General features: G+C 62.5%; 15 protein-coding genes and 1 riboswitch. Of the genes, 13 read left to right on the top strand and 2 right to left on the bottom strand.

All coding sequences use genetic code 11. The features are described 5' to 3' along the window. The first annotated feature begins 40 nt into the window (after positions 1-40). From I6L45_RS00830 to I6L45_RS00790, 9 genes are all read left to right on the top strand, one after another. Entirely contained in the window at positions 41-766 is a 726-nt protein-coding gene (locus I6L45_RS00830) for a copper homeostasis protein CutC (RefSeq protein WP_216983175.1), read from the top strand. Between the two features lie 155 nt (positions 767-921). Then, complete coding sequence (locus I6L45_RS00825) at positions 922-1,533, top strand: FKBP-type peptidyl-prolyl cis-trans isomerase (protein WP_043758853.1); 612 nt, start codon at positions 922-924, stop codon at positions 1,531-1,533. Between the two features lie 147 nt (positions 1,534-1,680). After that, a complete protein-coding gene (locus I6L45_RS00820) occupies positions 1,681-2,562 on the top strand; it encodes an ABC transporter ATP-binding protein (protein ID WP_216983174.1) in 882 nt (293 codons plus the stop codon). Positions 2,563-2,638: 76 nt separating this feature from the next. After that, positions 2,639-3,652, top strand: a complete 1,014-nt coding sequence (locus I6L45_RS00815; RefSeq protein ID WP_216983173.1) for an ABC transporter permease — start codon at positions 2,639-2,641, stop codon at positions 3,650-3,652. Next, a complete protein-coding gene (locus I6L45_RS00810) occupies positions 3,649-3,948 on the top strand; it encodes a DUF2845 domain-containing protein (protein ID WP_254204359.1) in 300 nt (99 codons plus the stop codon). The genes I6L45_RS00815 and I6L45_RS00810 overlap by 4 nt, the downstream gene beginning before the upstream one ends. Before the next feature lie 467 nt (positions 3,949-4,415). Further along, positions 4,416-5,435: an amino acid ABC transporter substrate-binding protein gene (locus I6L45_RS00805; RefSeq protein WP_216983171.1), complete on the top strand. Its 1,020-nt coding sequence runs from the start codon at positions 4,416-4,418 to the stop codon at positions 5,433-5,435. A 61-nt stretch (positions 5,436-5,496) separates the two neighbouring features. Next, on the top strand, positions 5,497-6,684 hold the full coding sequence (locus tag I6L45_RS00800) for an amino acid ABC transporter permease (RefSeq protein WP_254204358.1): 1,188 nt from the start codon (positions 5,497-5,499) through the stop codon (positions 6,682-6,684). A 9-nt stretch (positions 6,685-6,693) separates the two neighbouring features. After that, positions 6,694-7,788 (top strand): amino acid ABC transporter permease, encoded by a 1,095-nt coding sequence (locus tag I6L45_RS00795; RefSeq protein WP_216983170.1) that lies wholly within the window; start codon positions 6,694-6,696, stop codon positions 7,786-7,788. A gap of 13 nt (positions 7,789-7,801) precedes the next feature. Then, a complete protein-coding gene (locus I6L45_RS00790) occupies positions 7,802-8,545 on the top strand; it encodes an amino acid ABC transporter ATP-binding protein (protein ID WP_216983169.1) in 744 nt (247 codons plus the stop codon). A gap of 101 nt (positions 8,546-8,646) precedes the next feature. Here the strand turns inward: I6L45_RS00790 and I6L45_RS00785 are convergent, their stop codons facing one another. Further along, the gene (locus tag I6L45_RS00785; protein ID WP_216983168.1) at positions 8,647-8,862 is read right to left on the bottom strand and encodes a DUF1107 family protein; all 216 of its coding nucleotides are present in this window, start codon (positions 8,860-8,862) and stop codon (positions 8,647-8,649) included. Between the two features lie 195 nt (positions 8,863-9,057). Between I6L45_RS00785 and yfcD the strand changes: the two genes are divergently transcribed. The 3 genes from yfcD (at position 9,058) to I6L45_RS00770 (ending at position 11,220) form a co-directional block, all read left to right on the top strand. Further along, positions 9,058-9,558 (top strand): NUDIX hydrolase YfcD, encoded by a 501-nt coding sequence (gene yfcD, locus I6L45_RS00780; protein ID WP_134697259.1) that lies wholly within the window; start codon positions 9,058-9,060, stop codon positions 9,556-9,558. Positions 9,559-9,654: 96 nt separating this feature from the next. Next, positions 9,655-10,128 (top strand): peroxiredoxin, encoded by a 474-nt coding sequence (locus tag I6L45_RS00775; protein WP_134697251.1) that lies wholly within the window; start codon positions 9,655-9,657, stop codon positions 10,126-10,128. A 123-nt stretch (positions 10,129-10,251) separates the two neighbouring features. Then, the gene (locus I6L45_RS00770) at positions 10,252-11,220 is read left to right on the top strand and encodes a calcium/sodium antiporter (protein WP_216983167.1); all 969 of its coding nucleotides are present in this window, start codon (positions 10,252-10,254) and stop codon (positions 11,218-11,220) included. A gap of 67 nt (positions 11,221-11,287) precedes the next feature. On the opposite strand, the gene I6L45_RS00765 is transcribed toward I6L45_RS00770, so the two are convergent. Then, the gene (locus I6L45_RS00765) at positions 11,288-12,436 is read right to left on the bottom strand and encodes a type III PLP-dependent enzyme (protein ID WP_216983166.1); all 1,149 of its coding nucleotides are present in this window, start codon (positions 12,434-12,436) and stop codon (positions 11,288-11,290) included. A 508-nt stretch (positions 12,437-12,944) separates the two neighbouring features. Then, positions 12,945-13,055: riboswitch (glycine riboswitch) on the top strand. Positions 13,056-13,162: 107 nt separating this feature from the next. Here I6L45_RS00765 and I6L45_RS00760 point away from each other — a divergent pair. Continuing rightward, entirely contained in the window at positions 13,163-14,539 is a 1,377-nt protein-coding gene (locus tag I6L45_RS00760; protein ID WP_134697252.1) for a sodium:alanine symporter family protein, read from the top strand. Positions 14,540-14,593: the final 54 nt, after the last annotated feature.

The following is a 14,593-nucleotide window of genomic DNA, read 5'->3' as shown; positions in this document are numbered from 1 at the left end:
TCGGACCGCGGGTCTGATCTCCCCGAATCAAGGAGTCATCATGACCCGTCTTGAAATCTGTATCGACAACCTGGAATCCCTGTTTACCGCCCAGGAGGCCGGTGCCGATCGCATCGAGCTCTGCTCCGCCCTGGGCCTCGGCGGCCTGACCCCTTCCTACGGCTTCATGCAGCAGGTGGCACGCCATGCCACCGTTCCCGTCTACGCCATGATCCGTCCCCGTGCCGGGGATTTCTGCTTTGGCGACGACGAGTTCGAGATCATGCTGCAGGACATCGCCGCCGCCCGCGCCGCCGGCCTGCAGGGTGTGGTGGTCGGCCTGCTGGATGAAGAGGGGCGGGTGCCCGCCGCCAGGCTCCGCCAGCTGGTCGAGGCGGCAGGGCCGCTCGGAGTCACCTTCCACCGCGCCATCGATCTCTGTTCGGACTGGCGCGCCGATCTGGAGGTGATCGTGGCCACGGGCTGCGAGCGCATCCTGAGCTCGGGCCATGCGCCGACCGCGCTGGCGGGGCTCGAGACCCTACAGGCCATGCAGCAGGCACTGGCGGGCCGCGCCAGCCTGATGCCGGGGGCCGGGGTCAATGCCGACAACGTGCGCACCATCATCGAGTTCACCGGGGTGAGCGAGGTACACATGTCCGGTATGGGCTGGCGTGGCGGCATGGTGCCGCATGGGGTCAACATGGGCACCTCGGACGACGGCCGCGTGAATATCACGGATGGTGCCAAGGTGGCCGCGGTGCGGGCCCTGATTGACCGGGCTTGAAGAAAGTACCTAAGCAAAATGTCGCCAGCCTGTTGCCCGCTTGTGTGAACTCTCTCCCACGGGCGGGCAAATCAGGGCTGCCGCCCGCAGCACGGCGCCCAAAAGTCTGTTATCATCCCGTCTCTTTTACCATCAGGACCCGGAGCAATCTCTCAATGTCCCAATACGACTCTATCGAACAGAAGGCCAGCTACGGCATCGGCCGCAACATGGGTGATCAACTGGCGCAGCAAGCCTTCGCCGGTCTGGATATCCCGGCCCTGCAACAAGGTCTGGCAGATGCCCTGAACGGTCTGGAGTTCGCGGTCAGCCGTGACGATATCAACGATGCCTTCCAGGTCATCACCGCCCGCATGCAGGAAGAGCAGGAAGCTGCCGCCAAGGCCGCTGCCGCCGAAGGCGAAGCCTTCCTGGCCGACAACGCCAAGCGCGCCGAAGTGAACGTGACCGACTCCGGTCTGCAGTACGAAGTCATGGTTGAAGGCAACGGCGCCGTGCCGGTAGCCGGTCAGTCCGTGCGCGTGCACTACCACGGTACCTTCACCCACGGTGGCGTCTTCGACAGCTCCGTCGCCCGCGGCCAGCCGGCCGAGTTCCCGGTGACTGGCGTCATCGCCGGCTGGGTAGAAGCCCTGCAGCTGATGCCGGTTGGCTCCAAGTGGAAGCTCTACATTCCGCAGGATCTGGCATACGGTGCCCGTGGCGCCGGTTCCATCCCGCCGTACTCCGCTCTGGTGTTCGAAGTGGAACTGCTGGACATCCTGTGATCCGGCTGATGTGATGAAAACGGCGACCCCAGGGTCGCCGTTTGTTTTTGTGCGCTTCTCCGCCCTCTCCGCAATGGGTTTTGTGTCTGCGCGGGGGATTTGGATATAGTCAGAGCGTCGCCATCCGGCCGCACGAGGAGAGACGCCATGGCAGCCATCATCGAGGTCGTCGATCTCGTCAAGCACTTCCCCGGCGTCAGGGCGGTGGACGGGCTCAGCTTCGCCATTCCTGCCGGCTGCTGTTTCGGCCTGCTCGGTCCGAACGGTGCGGGCAAGACCACCTGCATAGAGTTGCTGGAGGGGATCCTCACCCCGGACAGCGGCGAGATCCTGTTTCACGGTGCGCCGCGGGGCCCCGATTACCGCTCCCGCATCGGCATCCAGTTCCAGCACACGGCGCTACAGGACTTTCTGACGGTACGGGATACCCTGCGCCTGTTCGCCAGTCTCTACCCCAATCCTCTGCCGCGGGAACTGCTCATCGAGCTGTGCACCCTGGGCGAGTTCATCGACAGGGACAGTCGCAAGCTCTCCGGTGGTCAGCGTCAGCGCCTGCTGCTGGCCCTGGCCCTGCTCGGCGACCCCGAACTGCTGTTTCTGGATGAACCCACGACGGGGCTGGATCCCCAGGCCCGCCACCATTTCTGGGAGCGTATCGAGGCGATCAAGGCCCAGGGCAAGACGGTGGTGCTCACCACCCACTACATGGATGAAGCGCAGCAGCTGTGCGATCAGATTGCCATCGTCGATCACGGCCACCTGCTGAGCCTGGATACCCCGGCGGCCCTGTTGGCCCACCACTTCGACGGCGTGCTGGTGCGCCTGCCGGATCACCCGGCCTTGGCCGGGCTTGGTTACCCCCTGCGCCCGGCGGGCGATCAGGTGGAGCTGAGCTGCCCCGACGTGGCGGCCTTGCTGCCGCGGCTGCTGAGCCTCGGCGTGCCGCTCACCGGCATGCAGGTGCGCTCCCCCAATCTGGAGGATCTCTTCCTCCACCTGACCGGCCATAGCCTGCGGAGCGGCGCATGAAGGGGCGCATTTGCTGTGAGGGGGGAGGTGTGTGCCAGGTGGTTGCCCGACGGGTGCCAGGTGCGAGGAGCAGAAGATGACGGGAGCCATTAAGCGCATCGGCGCGCTCTTTTACGCCAGAACCCTCGAATTCGTGCGCGATCGTGCCGCCCTGGTGTGGAACCTGGTCTTCCCGCTCTTGCTGGTGATCGGTTTCTCCCTCATCTTCTCGGGTCCCCCCAAACCCCTGGTGCAGATAGGGGTGGTGGGGGCTCTGCCTGCCACCTACGCTCCCCTGCACGATGTCCCGCTGCTCAGGATCATCCCCTATGACGAGGCGGAGAAGGGGCGGCTCAAGGTGCGCCACCATCAGCTGGACCTGCTGATCTCGCCGGGGGAGGGGCGCTACTGGATCAACCCGGATGCTCCCCAGGGGGCCATGGCGGAATACCTGCTGCACCAGGCGGTGTCCGTGCCGCTGCACAGGGAGGCCCTGAGGGGCAGAGCCATCCGCTACGGCGACTGGTTGCTGCCCGGGGTCATCGGCATGAACCTGATGTTCTCCGGCCTGTTCGGCGTCGGCTTCGTCATCGTGCGCTATCGCAAGAACGGGGTGCTCAAACGACTTGGCGCCACGCCGCTCTCGGCCGCCGAGTTTCTCTGCGCCCAGTTGCTGTCGCGGGTGATGATTACGCTGGTCGTGAGCCTGCTGGTCTTTCTGGTGGCCTATTGGCTGCTGGATGTGCCTCTGCTCGGGTCGGGCTGGTTGCTGCTGCTGATCGCCCTGGTCGGCGGGACAGCCATGGCCTCCCTCGGCCTGCTCATCGCCGCCCGGATCCAGAACGAGGAGCTGGCGAGCGGTTTGCTCAATCTCATCAGCTTGCCCATGATGTTCTTGTCCGGCGTCTGGTTCTCGCTGGAGGGCTCTCCCCCCTGGTTGCAGGCCCTGGGAGCCCGTCTTCCCCTGAGCCAGATCATCGAGGCGGCCCGCGCCGTGATGCTGGAAGGGGCGGGGTGGCAGGCGGTGGCGGGGAGCCTGGGTCAGGTCATGCTGTTTGCCCTGGCGTGTATCGCGCTGGGTTCGATCCTGTTCAAATGGAGTGCAAAATGAAACCGATTCTGTGGTTGCTGCTGGTGGTGGTTTTACCCGTGCATGCCGGCACCCTGCGCTGCAAGAGCGCCTTGCTGACCGAGGGTGACACCACGGCCGAGCTCTTGATCCGCTGTGGTCAGCCCCTGCTCAAGGAGGATCTCACCCGCTACGAGGAGAACGGCTTCGGGGCGCGGATGACGGTCAAGTATGCCGAACGCTGGACCTACAACTTCGGCAAGAGCGAGTTCATGCAATTCGTTACCGTCGAGAACGGCGTCATCACCGAGATCGAAGACGGCCCCCGCGGCGGTTGAGCCCTCCCGACCCGGGGGAGCACGCCAAATGTGGCAATGTGGCTCCGGCCTCCCTCCCGGCTTGTGCCACCCTCGCCCCCACGTTTTCATGTTCTCTCCCCAGATTGCCCGATATTGGTTCATCCCCCCCAATGGTGGGCCCCGTGGGCAGAAATGTGAGCCTGATGAGTGAGTTGTCAGCGCGTTTTTATGCCCCATCCCGGTGCGCCCGATTTTTTTGCGAAAAAAAATCCTCACACTACGAGGGGCTTTTAACAGCAGGCCATTTTGTAAATAAGGGTCTATTTTTGATTCTAAGAGTGCATATCGACCCGCTTGCCTATTTTGTGCTGTTGCACCAGATTTGGGCCGGTTTGCACCGATTGACAGGTTTTTGAGTTGCTCGATAAGCTGCGAAAAAGCAGGTAAATAAAGGCATCTTGCCAGGTTTTGGTGCCTATTTGAATCAAACCACAGGGAAGAGTGAGATGAAGCAGATACACAAGGCAGGTATGGTAATGGTGCTGTCGCTGGTGGCAGCCAATGCGTGGGCCGACGGCACACTGGATGCGGTCAAGAAGAAGGGATTCGTGCAGTGCGGGGTGGGTGATGGTCTGCCTGGCTTCTCCAATCCGGATGCCAAGGGCACCTGGACCGGTCTGGACGTGGACGTGTGCCGGGCCGTGGCTGCGGCCGTGCTGGGGGATGCCGGCAAGGTCAAGTATGTCTCCCTCACCGCCAAGGAGCGGTTCACCGCCCTGCAGTCCGGTGAGGTGGATCTGCTCTCGCGCAACACCACCTGGACCCTGACCCGGGACGGGTCGCTGGGTCTGACCTTTGCCGGGGTGAACTACTACGATGGCCAGGGCTTCCTGGTCAAGCAGTCCCTCGGGGTCAAGAGTGCCAAGGAGCTCGACGGCGCCGCTGTCTGCATCCAGTCCGGTACCACCACAGAACTCAACCTGGCGGACTATTTCCGTGCCAATGGCGGCATGAAATATACCCCTGTGGTGTTCGATACCTCGGATCAGACCGTCAAGGGGTTCGAGGCGGGGCGCTGCGACGTACTGACCTCGGATCAGTCCCAGCTCTATGCCCTCAAGATCAAGCTCACCAAGCCGGCGGAGGCCATGGTGTTGCCTGAGGTGATCTCCAAGGAGCCACTGGGGCCTGCCGTGCGCCAGGGGGACGATCAGTGGTTCAAGGTGGTGCGCTGGAGTCTGAACGCCATGCTCAACGCCGAGGAAGCCGGGGTCACCAGTGCCAACGTGGACGAGATGCTCAAGTCCACCAACCCGGATATCCGCCGTCTGCTGGGGCTGGAAGAGCCCAAGGGCTCGGTGCTCGGGCTGGATGACAAGTGGGCCTACAACATCGTCAAACAGGTCGGCAACTACGGTGAATCCTTCGATCGCAACGTCGGTGCCGGCTCCCCCCTCAAGATCGAGCGCGGTATCAATGCGCTCTGGAACAAGGGTGGCCTGATGTACGCGCCGCCCATCCGCTGAGTCGACAACCATCGGGGGGCCGAGGCCCCCCATTTCCCCTGGCTTTGTCGGAGTCATCCTCATGGCGTTACACGCATCAAACCATAGGAAAGAACAGGGCCGCTGGTGGTATGACGCCAAGGTGCGGGCATTGATCTTCCAGTGCCTGGCCATCGCGGTCGTGGTCGGGTTCCTGTTCTACATCATCAACAATGCCCTGACCAATCTGGCCACCCGTGGCATCACCACCGGCTTCGGTTTCCTGGGCAACACGGCGGGCTTCGGTATTCTGCAGAGCCTGATCCCCTATGACGAAACCTATACCTTCGGTCGTACCTTCGTGGTGGGGCTGCTCAACACCCTGCTGGTCTCCGTGCTCGGCATCCTGTTTGCCACCCTGCTCGGTTTCATGCTCGGGGTGGCGCGTCTTTCGCGCAACTGGCTGGTGGCGCGGATTGCGGCCGTCTACATAGAGACGTTTCGCAACATCCCGCTGCTGCTGCAGATCTTCTTCTGGTACTTCTCGGTACTGCGTACCCTGCCATCACCGCGCCAGAGCGTGGATCTGGGGGGGCTCGCCTTCCTCAACGTGCGGGGCTTCTATCTACCCAAGCCGGTGTTCGAAGAGGGATTCGGTTACGTGCTCTGGGCCCTGCTGATCGCCGTGGTGTTGAGCTGGGGACTGAGCCGCTGGGCACGGCGCCGTCAGGCCCTGACCGGCAGGATTTTCCCGTTCTGGCGCTGTGCGGCAGGGTTGGTCATTCTGCTCCCGGCCGTCACCTTCCTGCTGGCGGGCAGTCCGCTCAGCTGGAGCGTGCCAGCGTTGCAGGGATTCAACTTCCGGGGAGGGATGACGGTTCTGCCCGAGCTTGCGGCTCTGCTGCTGGCGCTGACCATCTACACGGCGGCCTTCATCGCGGAGATAGTGCGCTCCGGCATCCTGGCCATCAGCAAGGGGCAGACGGAGGCCGCTTCCGCACTCGGGCTCTCTCCCGCCAAGACGTTGCGGCTGGTGATCATTCCCCAGGCGATGCGGGTCATCATCCCTCCCTTGACCAGCCAGTATCTGAACCTCACCAAGAACTCCTCGCTGGCCACGGCCATCGGCTATCCGGATCTGGTGTCTGTCTTCATGGGCACCACCCTCAACCAGACCGGGCAGGCCATCGAAGTCATCGCCATGACCATGGGGGTCTATCTCGTCATCAGTATCACCACCTCGGTGCTGATGAACATCTACAACCGCAGGATGACGCTGGTGGAGCGCTAGGGAGCTGTCATGTTCGTGAACGAATTGCAGGAGGCCCTGCCGCCTCCCAGTCATCGCCGGGGCCTGGTCGCCTGGCTCAGGCAGAATCTGTTTCCCAACTGGTGGAACGGCCTGCTGACCCTGGCGCTGGCCTATCTGCTGCTGCCACTGATCTGGTCCGCCCTGGACTGGGCGCTGTTCTCTGCCACCTGGCAGGGGAACAGCCGTGAAGCCTGCGCCGAGGGAGGGGCGTGCTGGATCTTCATCGAGAGCCGGCTGGGGCAGTATCTCTATGGCTTCTATCCGGCCGATCAGTACTGGCGCATCAACCTGACCTTCGCCGGTCTGGCGGTGCTGCTGGCCTTGCTCATCTGGCCAAAGACCCCTCACAAGGGGTGGCTGGCGCTCTTTACCCTGCTGGTGTTTCCTGTCATCGCCTTCTTCCTCATCCATGGTGGGGCGGGGTTGGAAGTGGTGGAGACGAACCGCTGGGGGGGGCTGATGCTGACCCTGGTGCTGGCGGTGGTAGGCATAGTGGTCGCCCTGCCATTCGGCATCCTGCTGGCGCTGGGGCGTCGCTCCCACATGCCGGTCATCTCCAGTCTCTCCACCGTCTACATCGAGTTCTGGCGGGCGGTGCCGCTCATCACTGTACTCTTCATGGCGTCCGTCATGCTGCCGCTGTTCATGAGTACCGAGGTGGAGCTCGACAAGCTGCTGAGGGCCCTCATCGGCATCATCCTGTTCCAGGCGGCCTATGTGGCGGAAGTGGTGAGAGGGGGGTTACAGGCAATACCCAAGGGGCAGTACGAGGCGGGGGATGCCCTGGGGCTCTCCTACTGGAAGGTGATGGGGCTCATCATCATGCCCCAGGCCCTCAAGATCACCATCCCCTCGCTGGTGAACACCTTTATCTCCCTGTTCAAGGACACCAGCCTGGTGCTCATCATCGGGCTGTTCGATCTGTTGGCCATCTCCAAGGTGGCGCTGGCGGATCCGGCCTGGCTGGGGTATTCCACCGAGGCGTATGTCTTTATCGCCATGATTTTCTGGATGTTCTGTTTTGGCATGTCCCGCTACTCCATCTATCTGGAGCGCAAACTCAACACGGGCCACAAGCATTAGGAGTAGTTTCGAGATGAAAACGGACGCTGTCGTCGAACTGAAAGCAGTCAACAAGTGGTACGGTGAATTTCATGTGCTGCGCAACATCAACCTGCAGGTGGGCAGAGGAGAGAAGATCGTCATCTGCGGCCCATCTGGCTCAGGCAAGTCCACCATGATCCGCTGCATCAACCGGCTGGAGGAGCACCAGAGCGGACACATCCTGGTCAAGGGCACGGCCCTGACCTCGGATCTCAAGAACATCGAGGCGGTGCGCCGGGAGGTGGGGATGGTGTTCCAGCACTTCAACCTCTTCCCCCATCTGACCGTGCTGGAGAATTGCTGCCTTGCCCCCATCTGGGTCAAGCAGTCGCCACGCAAGGAGGCCGAGGAGATCGCCATGAACTTCCTGCGCCGGGTCCGGATCCCGGAGCAGGCGCTGAAGTACCCGGGCCAGCTCTCCGGCGGCCAGCAGCAACGGGTCGCCATCGCCCGCAGTCTGTGCATGAACCCCCAGGTCATGCTGTTTGACGAGCCCACCTCGGCACTGGATCCCGAGATGGTGCGCGAGGTGCTGGACGTCATGGTGGAGCTGGCCCACGAGGGGATGACCATGCTCTGCGTCACCCACGAGATGGGGTTTGCCAAGCAGGTGGCGGATCGGGTGATCTTCATGGACCGGGGGCAAATCATCGAAGAGAACGTGCCGGATCAGTTCTTTGACAACCCCCAGTCCGATCGGACCAAGCTCTTCCTCTCCCAGATCCTGCAGCATTGAGCCCATAGGGTGCGACGTCGCCCATAAAAAAAGCCCGCATGCTCCGGTGAGCGGCGGGCAACTAAGAGCATGGAAGCAGACTACAGACAGAAAGGAGTATGTCAGCCCGGCAGCAGGGTGGTGGTGCGCAGGTCGCGCACGGCCAGGTTGATCTGCCGGGCCAGACGCAGGGCCTGACGACAGCTCAGCCCCGTCACATCGATGACGCCCCCCTGAAACTCGAACCGTCCCAGCGCCTCTACCATGAAGCTTCCATGATGGGAGCTCTTGATATAGCGGGCGATTCGACGGGGAGACAACTGCTTGAACACCTTCATGACGAGAGACCCTGTTGCTTGGACAGGGCACACTATGCCCAGCAACGGTGACAGTGATGTGACAGTTGTGGGTGGTTTGTATGAATCCGCTTTTCGGCATGACGGCCTCAGAGACAGGGGAGGAAAAAGTAGTGCCGTACAAGGCCCTGGCCCCGATATACTGCGGCCATCTCTGGATTGACGAAGGTGCCGCGCGTGGAGTGGGTGGACATAGTAGATGAACAGGACCGGGTGATCGGGGTGGCGGAGCGTGCCAGGGTGCGTCAGGAGAACCTGCGCCATCGTGCCAGCTATATCCTGGTGCTGGATGATGCCGGGCGCGTGCTGGTGCAACGGCGTACCCTGGCCAAGGACTTCTGTCCCGGCATGCTGGATGCCTGCGCCGGTGGCGTGGTGACCACGGGGGAGGCGATGGCGCCTTCCGCCCGGCGCGAGCTGGCGGAGGAGCTGGGGATTCGTGACGTCCCCCTGCAGGATTTCGGCACCTTCTATGCAGAAGGGGAGGCGAGAGGCGGGGCTTACCGGGTCTGGGGCGGCCTCTTCAGCTGCCATTATCAGGGGCCCGTTCAACTGCAGGCGGAGGAGGTGAGCGAGGTGCACTGGATGAGCCTCGACGAGATTGCCGGGCGGGCAGAGGAGTTCACGCCGGACTCCCTGCTCGCGATCGCCACCTGGCAGGCGCGGCGCTCGCCATAGGGTGATGTCGCCAGACGCCGGCGTCTGTGACCTGTGTCCTTGCCCTCCGGCCTGGAGTAGACTGAGCCTCTTTCGGTCACCTAAGGATGCGTCATCATGATCACGGTCGGTCAATCCCTGCCCGCAGGGGAATTTACCTTTATCACCGCCGAGGGCAAGCAGGTACTGGATACCCGGGCCCTGTTTGCAGGCAAGCGGGTGGTGCTGTTTGCCGTCCCCGGCGCCTTTACCCCCACCTGCTCCAACGCCCATCTTCCTGGCTACGTGGTGCTGGCGGACCAGTTCAAGGCCAGGGGCGTGGATGCCATCTGCTGTCTGTCGGTCAACGATGCCTTCGTGATGAAGGCGTGGCAGCAGGCCCAGAACGCCGATGCCATCACCATGCTGGCGGATGGTGACGGCAGCTGGACCCGGGCACTGGGTCTTGCCAAGGAGACCGGTGCCTTTGGTGGCATGCGCGCCCAGCGCTTCGCCCTCATCGCCAACGACGGTGTGGTGGAGCAGCTCTTCGTGGAGGCGCCCGGCAAGTTCGAGGTCTCCGATGCCCAGAGTCTGCTGGCGGCGCTGTGAAAGATTAATCGTTGTTTGATTAGTCCTTGAAATAGCAAGCGGCCTCGTTACACTGAGCCCGTTTTTGGATGGAGCCAGGCTTGCGCCTGGCTCTCGTGTTTGCCGTGGATGAGATGGAAGAATATGACCCTGGCTTTTGTTGCCTTGATTGCCGGACTGGCGTTGCTGGTCTGGAGTGCGGACAAGTTTGTGGACGGCGCCGCCGCGACCGCCCGTTATGCCGGCATGCCGCCGCTGCTCATCGGCATGGTGATCATCGGTTTTGGTACCTCTGCTCCCGAGATGGTGGTGTCGGCCCTGGCCGCGTCCCAGGGCAACCCCGGGCTCGCGCTCGGTAACGCCTATGGCTCCAACATCACCAACATCGCCCTGATCCTGGGCCTGACGGCCCTGATCAGCCCCATTGCGGTGGCCTCCCAGGTGGTGCGCAAGGAGATCCCCATCCTGCTCGGCATCACGCTGCTCTCCGGTGCCCTGCTCATCGACGGCCATCTGGGCCGCACCGATGCGGTCATTCTGGGGGTCGTGTTCGTGGCGCTGATGGGCTGGTCCATCTGGGCCGGCATGAACGGCAAGGGCGATGCGCTGGATACGGAGACCGAGGAAGACATCGAGAGCGAGGGTATGTCCCTCAAGGTCGCCTTGTTCTGGCTGGTGCTGGGGCTGGTGCTGCTGATCGGCGCTTCCCGCCTGCTGGTGTGGGGGGCGGTGACCATCGCCCAGGGCTTCGGCATCAGCGATCTGGTGATTGGTCTCACCATCGTCGCCGTCGGTACCTCGTTGCCGGAGCTCGCTTCCTCCCTCATCGCCATTCGCAAGAACGAGCACGATCTGGCCCTTGGCAACGTGCTGGGCTCCAACCTGTTCAACACCCTGGCGGTGGTGGGCATCGCCGCCGGCATCCAGCCGCTGGACGTGGCGCCCGAGGTGCTCTCCCGGGACTGGAGCCTGATGATGGGTCTGACCCTGGTGCTGCTGGTGATGTGCCTGGGCCGCAAGGGACAGGGGCGTATCAACCGGCTGGAGGGGGGCGTGCTGCTCGCCTGCTTCGTCGCCTACACCGGTTGGCTGCTGACGAGCCAGTTCATCTAGCCTGACGATGAAACGAGAGAGGGGAAGCCGATGCTTCCCCTCTTTTTTGTGCGCTGTGTTGTGCCCGTCAGGCCACGGCGACCAGTTTCTGTTTCTGGGCGCTGTCCAGGATGAGGATGCTCGCCTTGGGGAAGAAGTTGAAGGTGGAGGCCGACGCCCAGGTGTAGGCACCCATCACCCGGCCCACGACCAGCTCCCCAATCTCGAGATCCGGCAGCATGATGCCATCGCGAATGACGTCCACGCTGTCGCAGGTCGGGCCGGAGAGCACGGCATTGTGCAGCGAGCCCTGGGCGTAGGGGGTGCTTACCGGGTAGGTGACATGGTCGTAGAGCTGGCCGTTGTAGCTGCCGTAGAGACCGTCATCCAGGTAGTACCAGATCTTGTCGCCGCGATGGGCCTTGCCCATGACGCTGGCCACCGAGGTCATGGCCGGCGCACTGATGAAACGGCCCGGCTCGGCGATCTTCTGCACGGTGGCGGGCAGCTTGGCCAGGGCCTCGCGGATCGGAGCGCAGAAGCCGTCGATGTCGAACTCGCCCCCGTCATAGTCGACCGGGAAACCGCCGCCGATGTCCAGCACCCAGGGCTTGAGCCCGAGCGCCCAGGCCTGCTCCATGATCTCGCGGCAGGCGTCGATGGCCTGTACGTGGCGACGGGGGTGGGGGACCTGGGAGCCGACGTGGAACGACAGCCCCATCACCTTGATCCCCTTGGCCTGGGCCAGCTGCAGCAGCGGCAGTGCCTGCTCCGGCGTGCAGCCGAACTTCTTGGAGAGGTCGACCTTGGTCTCGGGGTTCGGGAAGCTCACCCGCAGCAGCAGTTTCACCTCGTCCTTGTAGGGCAGGAATTTCTCCAGCTCCAGCGGGTTGTCGTAGACGAACACGGTGCAGCCGTACTCCAGCGCATAGCGGATGTCGCTGTCGCGCTTGATGGGATGGGTATGAATGCAGCGTCCCGGGCGGACACCCTGACTGCGCACCAGATCCACTTCGCCATTGGTGGCCAGATCGAAACAGGCCCCCTCTTCCTTCAAGACAGAGACCACTGCCTCGTGGGGCAGGGGTTTGAGTGCATAGTGCAATCGTACATCGGGCAGGGCGGCCGCCAGGGCCCGATACTGTTTGCGGACGGCTGCCTTGTCGAGCAGCAGCAGGGGGGAGCCGAATTGTTCAACCAGCTGACGGTAATCTTGTGCAACCAGGGTCTCGTTCATTCTCTTTTGGTCATCCTTAGGGGGCGTGATATGCCCAAGCCATATGCGATTGAACCGGCGACGGCCGGGTCAGGCGAGCGGTCCGGTGGGACCAACCAGGCACACTGCATAACTTCCTTGCGAAGTGCTTAGTTATGCGATGGATTATCGGCTTATTGAGTTTGTGTGCAACCCTTTTGATTGAATATGTCGTCAAGTTTTTCTGGTCGAGACGAAAGGGGCTATCGATATAAACCCCCCTGTCGAGCGTCGGAAGGAACCGAATCCGGTGGTGAGAGGTAAAGCATTGATAGTTAACAAACATTTAGCATTTTTCCCTGTTCAGGGGGGAGAACGGAAAAAAGCGGTGGAGCAGGGCACGAGTGGGAGACAGCTCACATTTTTTGGATTACCATGCCCGCTTCCTAATCCAAACTAGTTCGGATGAAGGTAGCAGGAGAGCGATGGGCAACCATCCACCGAAGAAGTGAATCTTTCAGGTACCGGGAAACCGGTGTGGACTGCTACTGGACGATACTCTGGAGAGACCCGTTGAATCGGGCGCCGAAGGAGCAAGGCACCGTGATTGCATCGCAATCTGGCGCCGGAAACTCTCAGGCAAAAGGACAGAGGGGATGGGATGGTTGTACCTGGGCTTGGCCCGCATCCGATCGCCTCTGGCCGATCGCGACACCTATGGGAAGATCATCCTTCTCCTCCTTAATCGTTGTTTTTTAAGGAGGATGCATGTCATCAATTCAATCGGCGCTCGCCGCCATCGATAGCTTTGTCTGGGGACCACCCCTGCTGATCCTGCTGGTCGGGACCGGCATCTATCTTACTCTGCGTCTGGGTCTGCTTCAGATCGTGCGTTTGCCGCTCGCTCTCAAGCTGGTCTTTGGCCGCGATCAGGGCCAGGGCAAGCAGGGGGATGTCTCCAGCTTCGGCGCCCTCTGCACCGCTCTCTCCGCCACAATCGGCACCGGCAACATCGTCGGGGTCGCCACCGCCATCAAGCTGGGCGGCCCGGGCGCCCTGTTCTGGATGTGGATGGCCGCCCTGTTCGGCATGGCCACCAAGTACGCCGAGTGCCTGCTGGCGGTGAAATATCGCCAGCAGGACGCCAACGGCCAGATGGCGGGCGGCCCCATGTACTATCTGGAGAAGGGGCTCGGCTCCAAACCGCTCGCCAAGCTGTTTGCCCTGTTCGGCATCGGCGTCGCCTTCTTCGGCATCGGCACCTTTCCCCAGGTCAACGCCATCAGTGATGCCATGAGCCTCTCCTTCTCGGTACCCCGTGAAGTGACCGCCGTGGTGCTGACCCTGATCGTGGCGCTGGTGACCCTGGGGGGCATCCAGTCCATCTCCAGCGTGTCGAGCAAGGTGGTGCCCTTCATGGCCATCTTCTACATCGTCGCCTGTCTGGGCGTGCTGGTGAACAACGCCAGCGCCCTGCCGGATGCCGTCATGCTGGTGATTGAGAGTGCCTTCACCGGCCATGCGGCGACCGGCGGCTTTGTCGGCGCCGGCATCATGCTGGCGATCCAGTCCGGGGTGGCGCGCGGGGTCTTCTCCAACGAGTCGGGGCTGGGGTCGGCCCCCATCGCGGCGGCAGCGGCCAAGACGGATTCCTGCGTGGAGCAGGGGCTGGTCTCCATGACAGGCACCTTCATCGACACCATCATCATCTGCACCATGACCGGCCTGACCCTGGTGGTGACCGGGGTGTGGAGCGGCGATGCGAGCGGCGCGGCCATGACCAGTCTGGCCTTTGCCCAGGGGCTGGATGCCCATGTCGGCCAGTACCTGGTGAGCATCGGCCTCCTGTTCTTCGCCTTTACCACCATCCTTGGCTGGAACTACTACGGCGAGCGCTGCACCGAGTACCTGTTCGGGGTGAAGGCGATCAAGCCCTATCGCCTGGTCTATCTGGTGCTGGTGGCGAGCGGTGCCTTCCTGCATCTGGACATGATTTGGCTCCTGGCCGACATCGTCAACGGCCTGATGGCGGTGCCCAACCTCATCGGCCTCATCGGCCTGCGCCACGTGGTGATCGCCGAGACCCGCGCCTACTTCAGTCGGGACCGGGATACGGAGTCCGAGCCCGAGCCGCAGACGGCCTGATGCCACGACCATCCATTCAAATAAAAAAGCCACGACCCGGGTCGTGGCTTTTTT

This window comes from Aeromonas sp. FDAARGOS 1415 (genome assembly GCF_019048365.1).
GTDB lineage: Bacteria > Pseudomonadota > Gammaproteobacteria > Enterobacterales > Aeromonadaceae > Aeromonas > Aeromonas taiwanensis.
The sequence above is the reverse complement of the archived record's forward strand: the minus strand, read 5'-3'. Positions and strand labels throughout refer to the sequence as shown.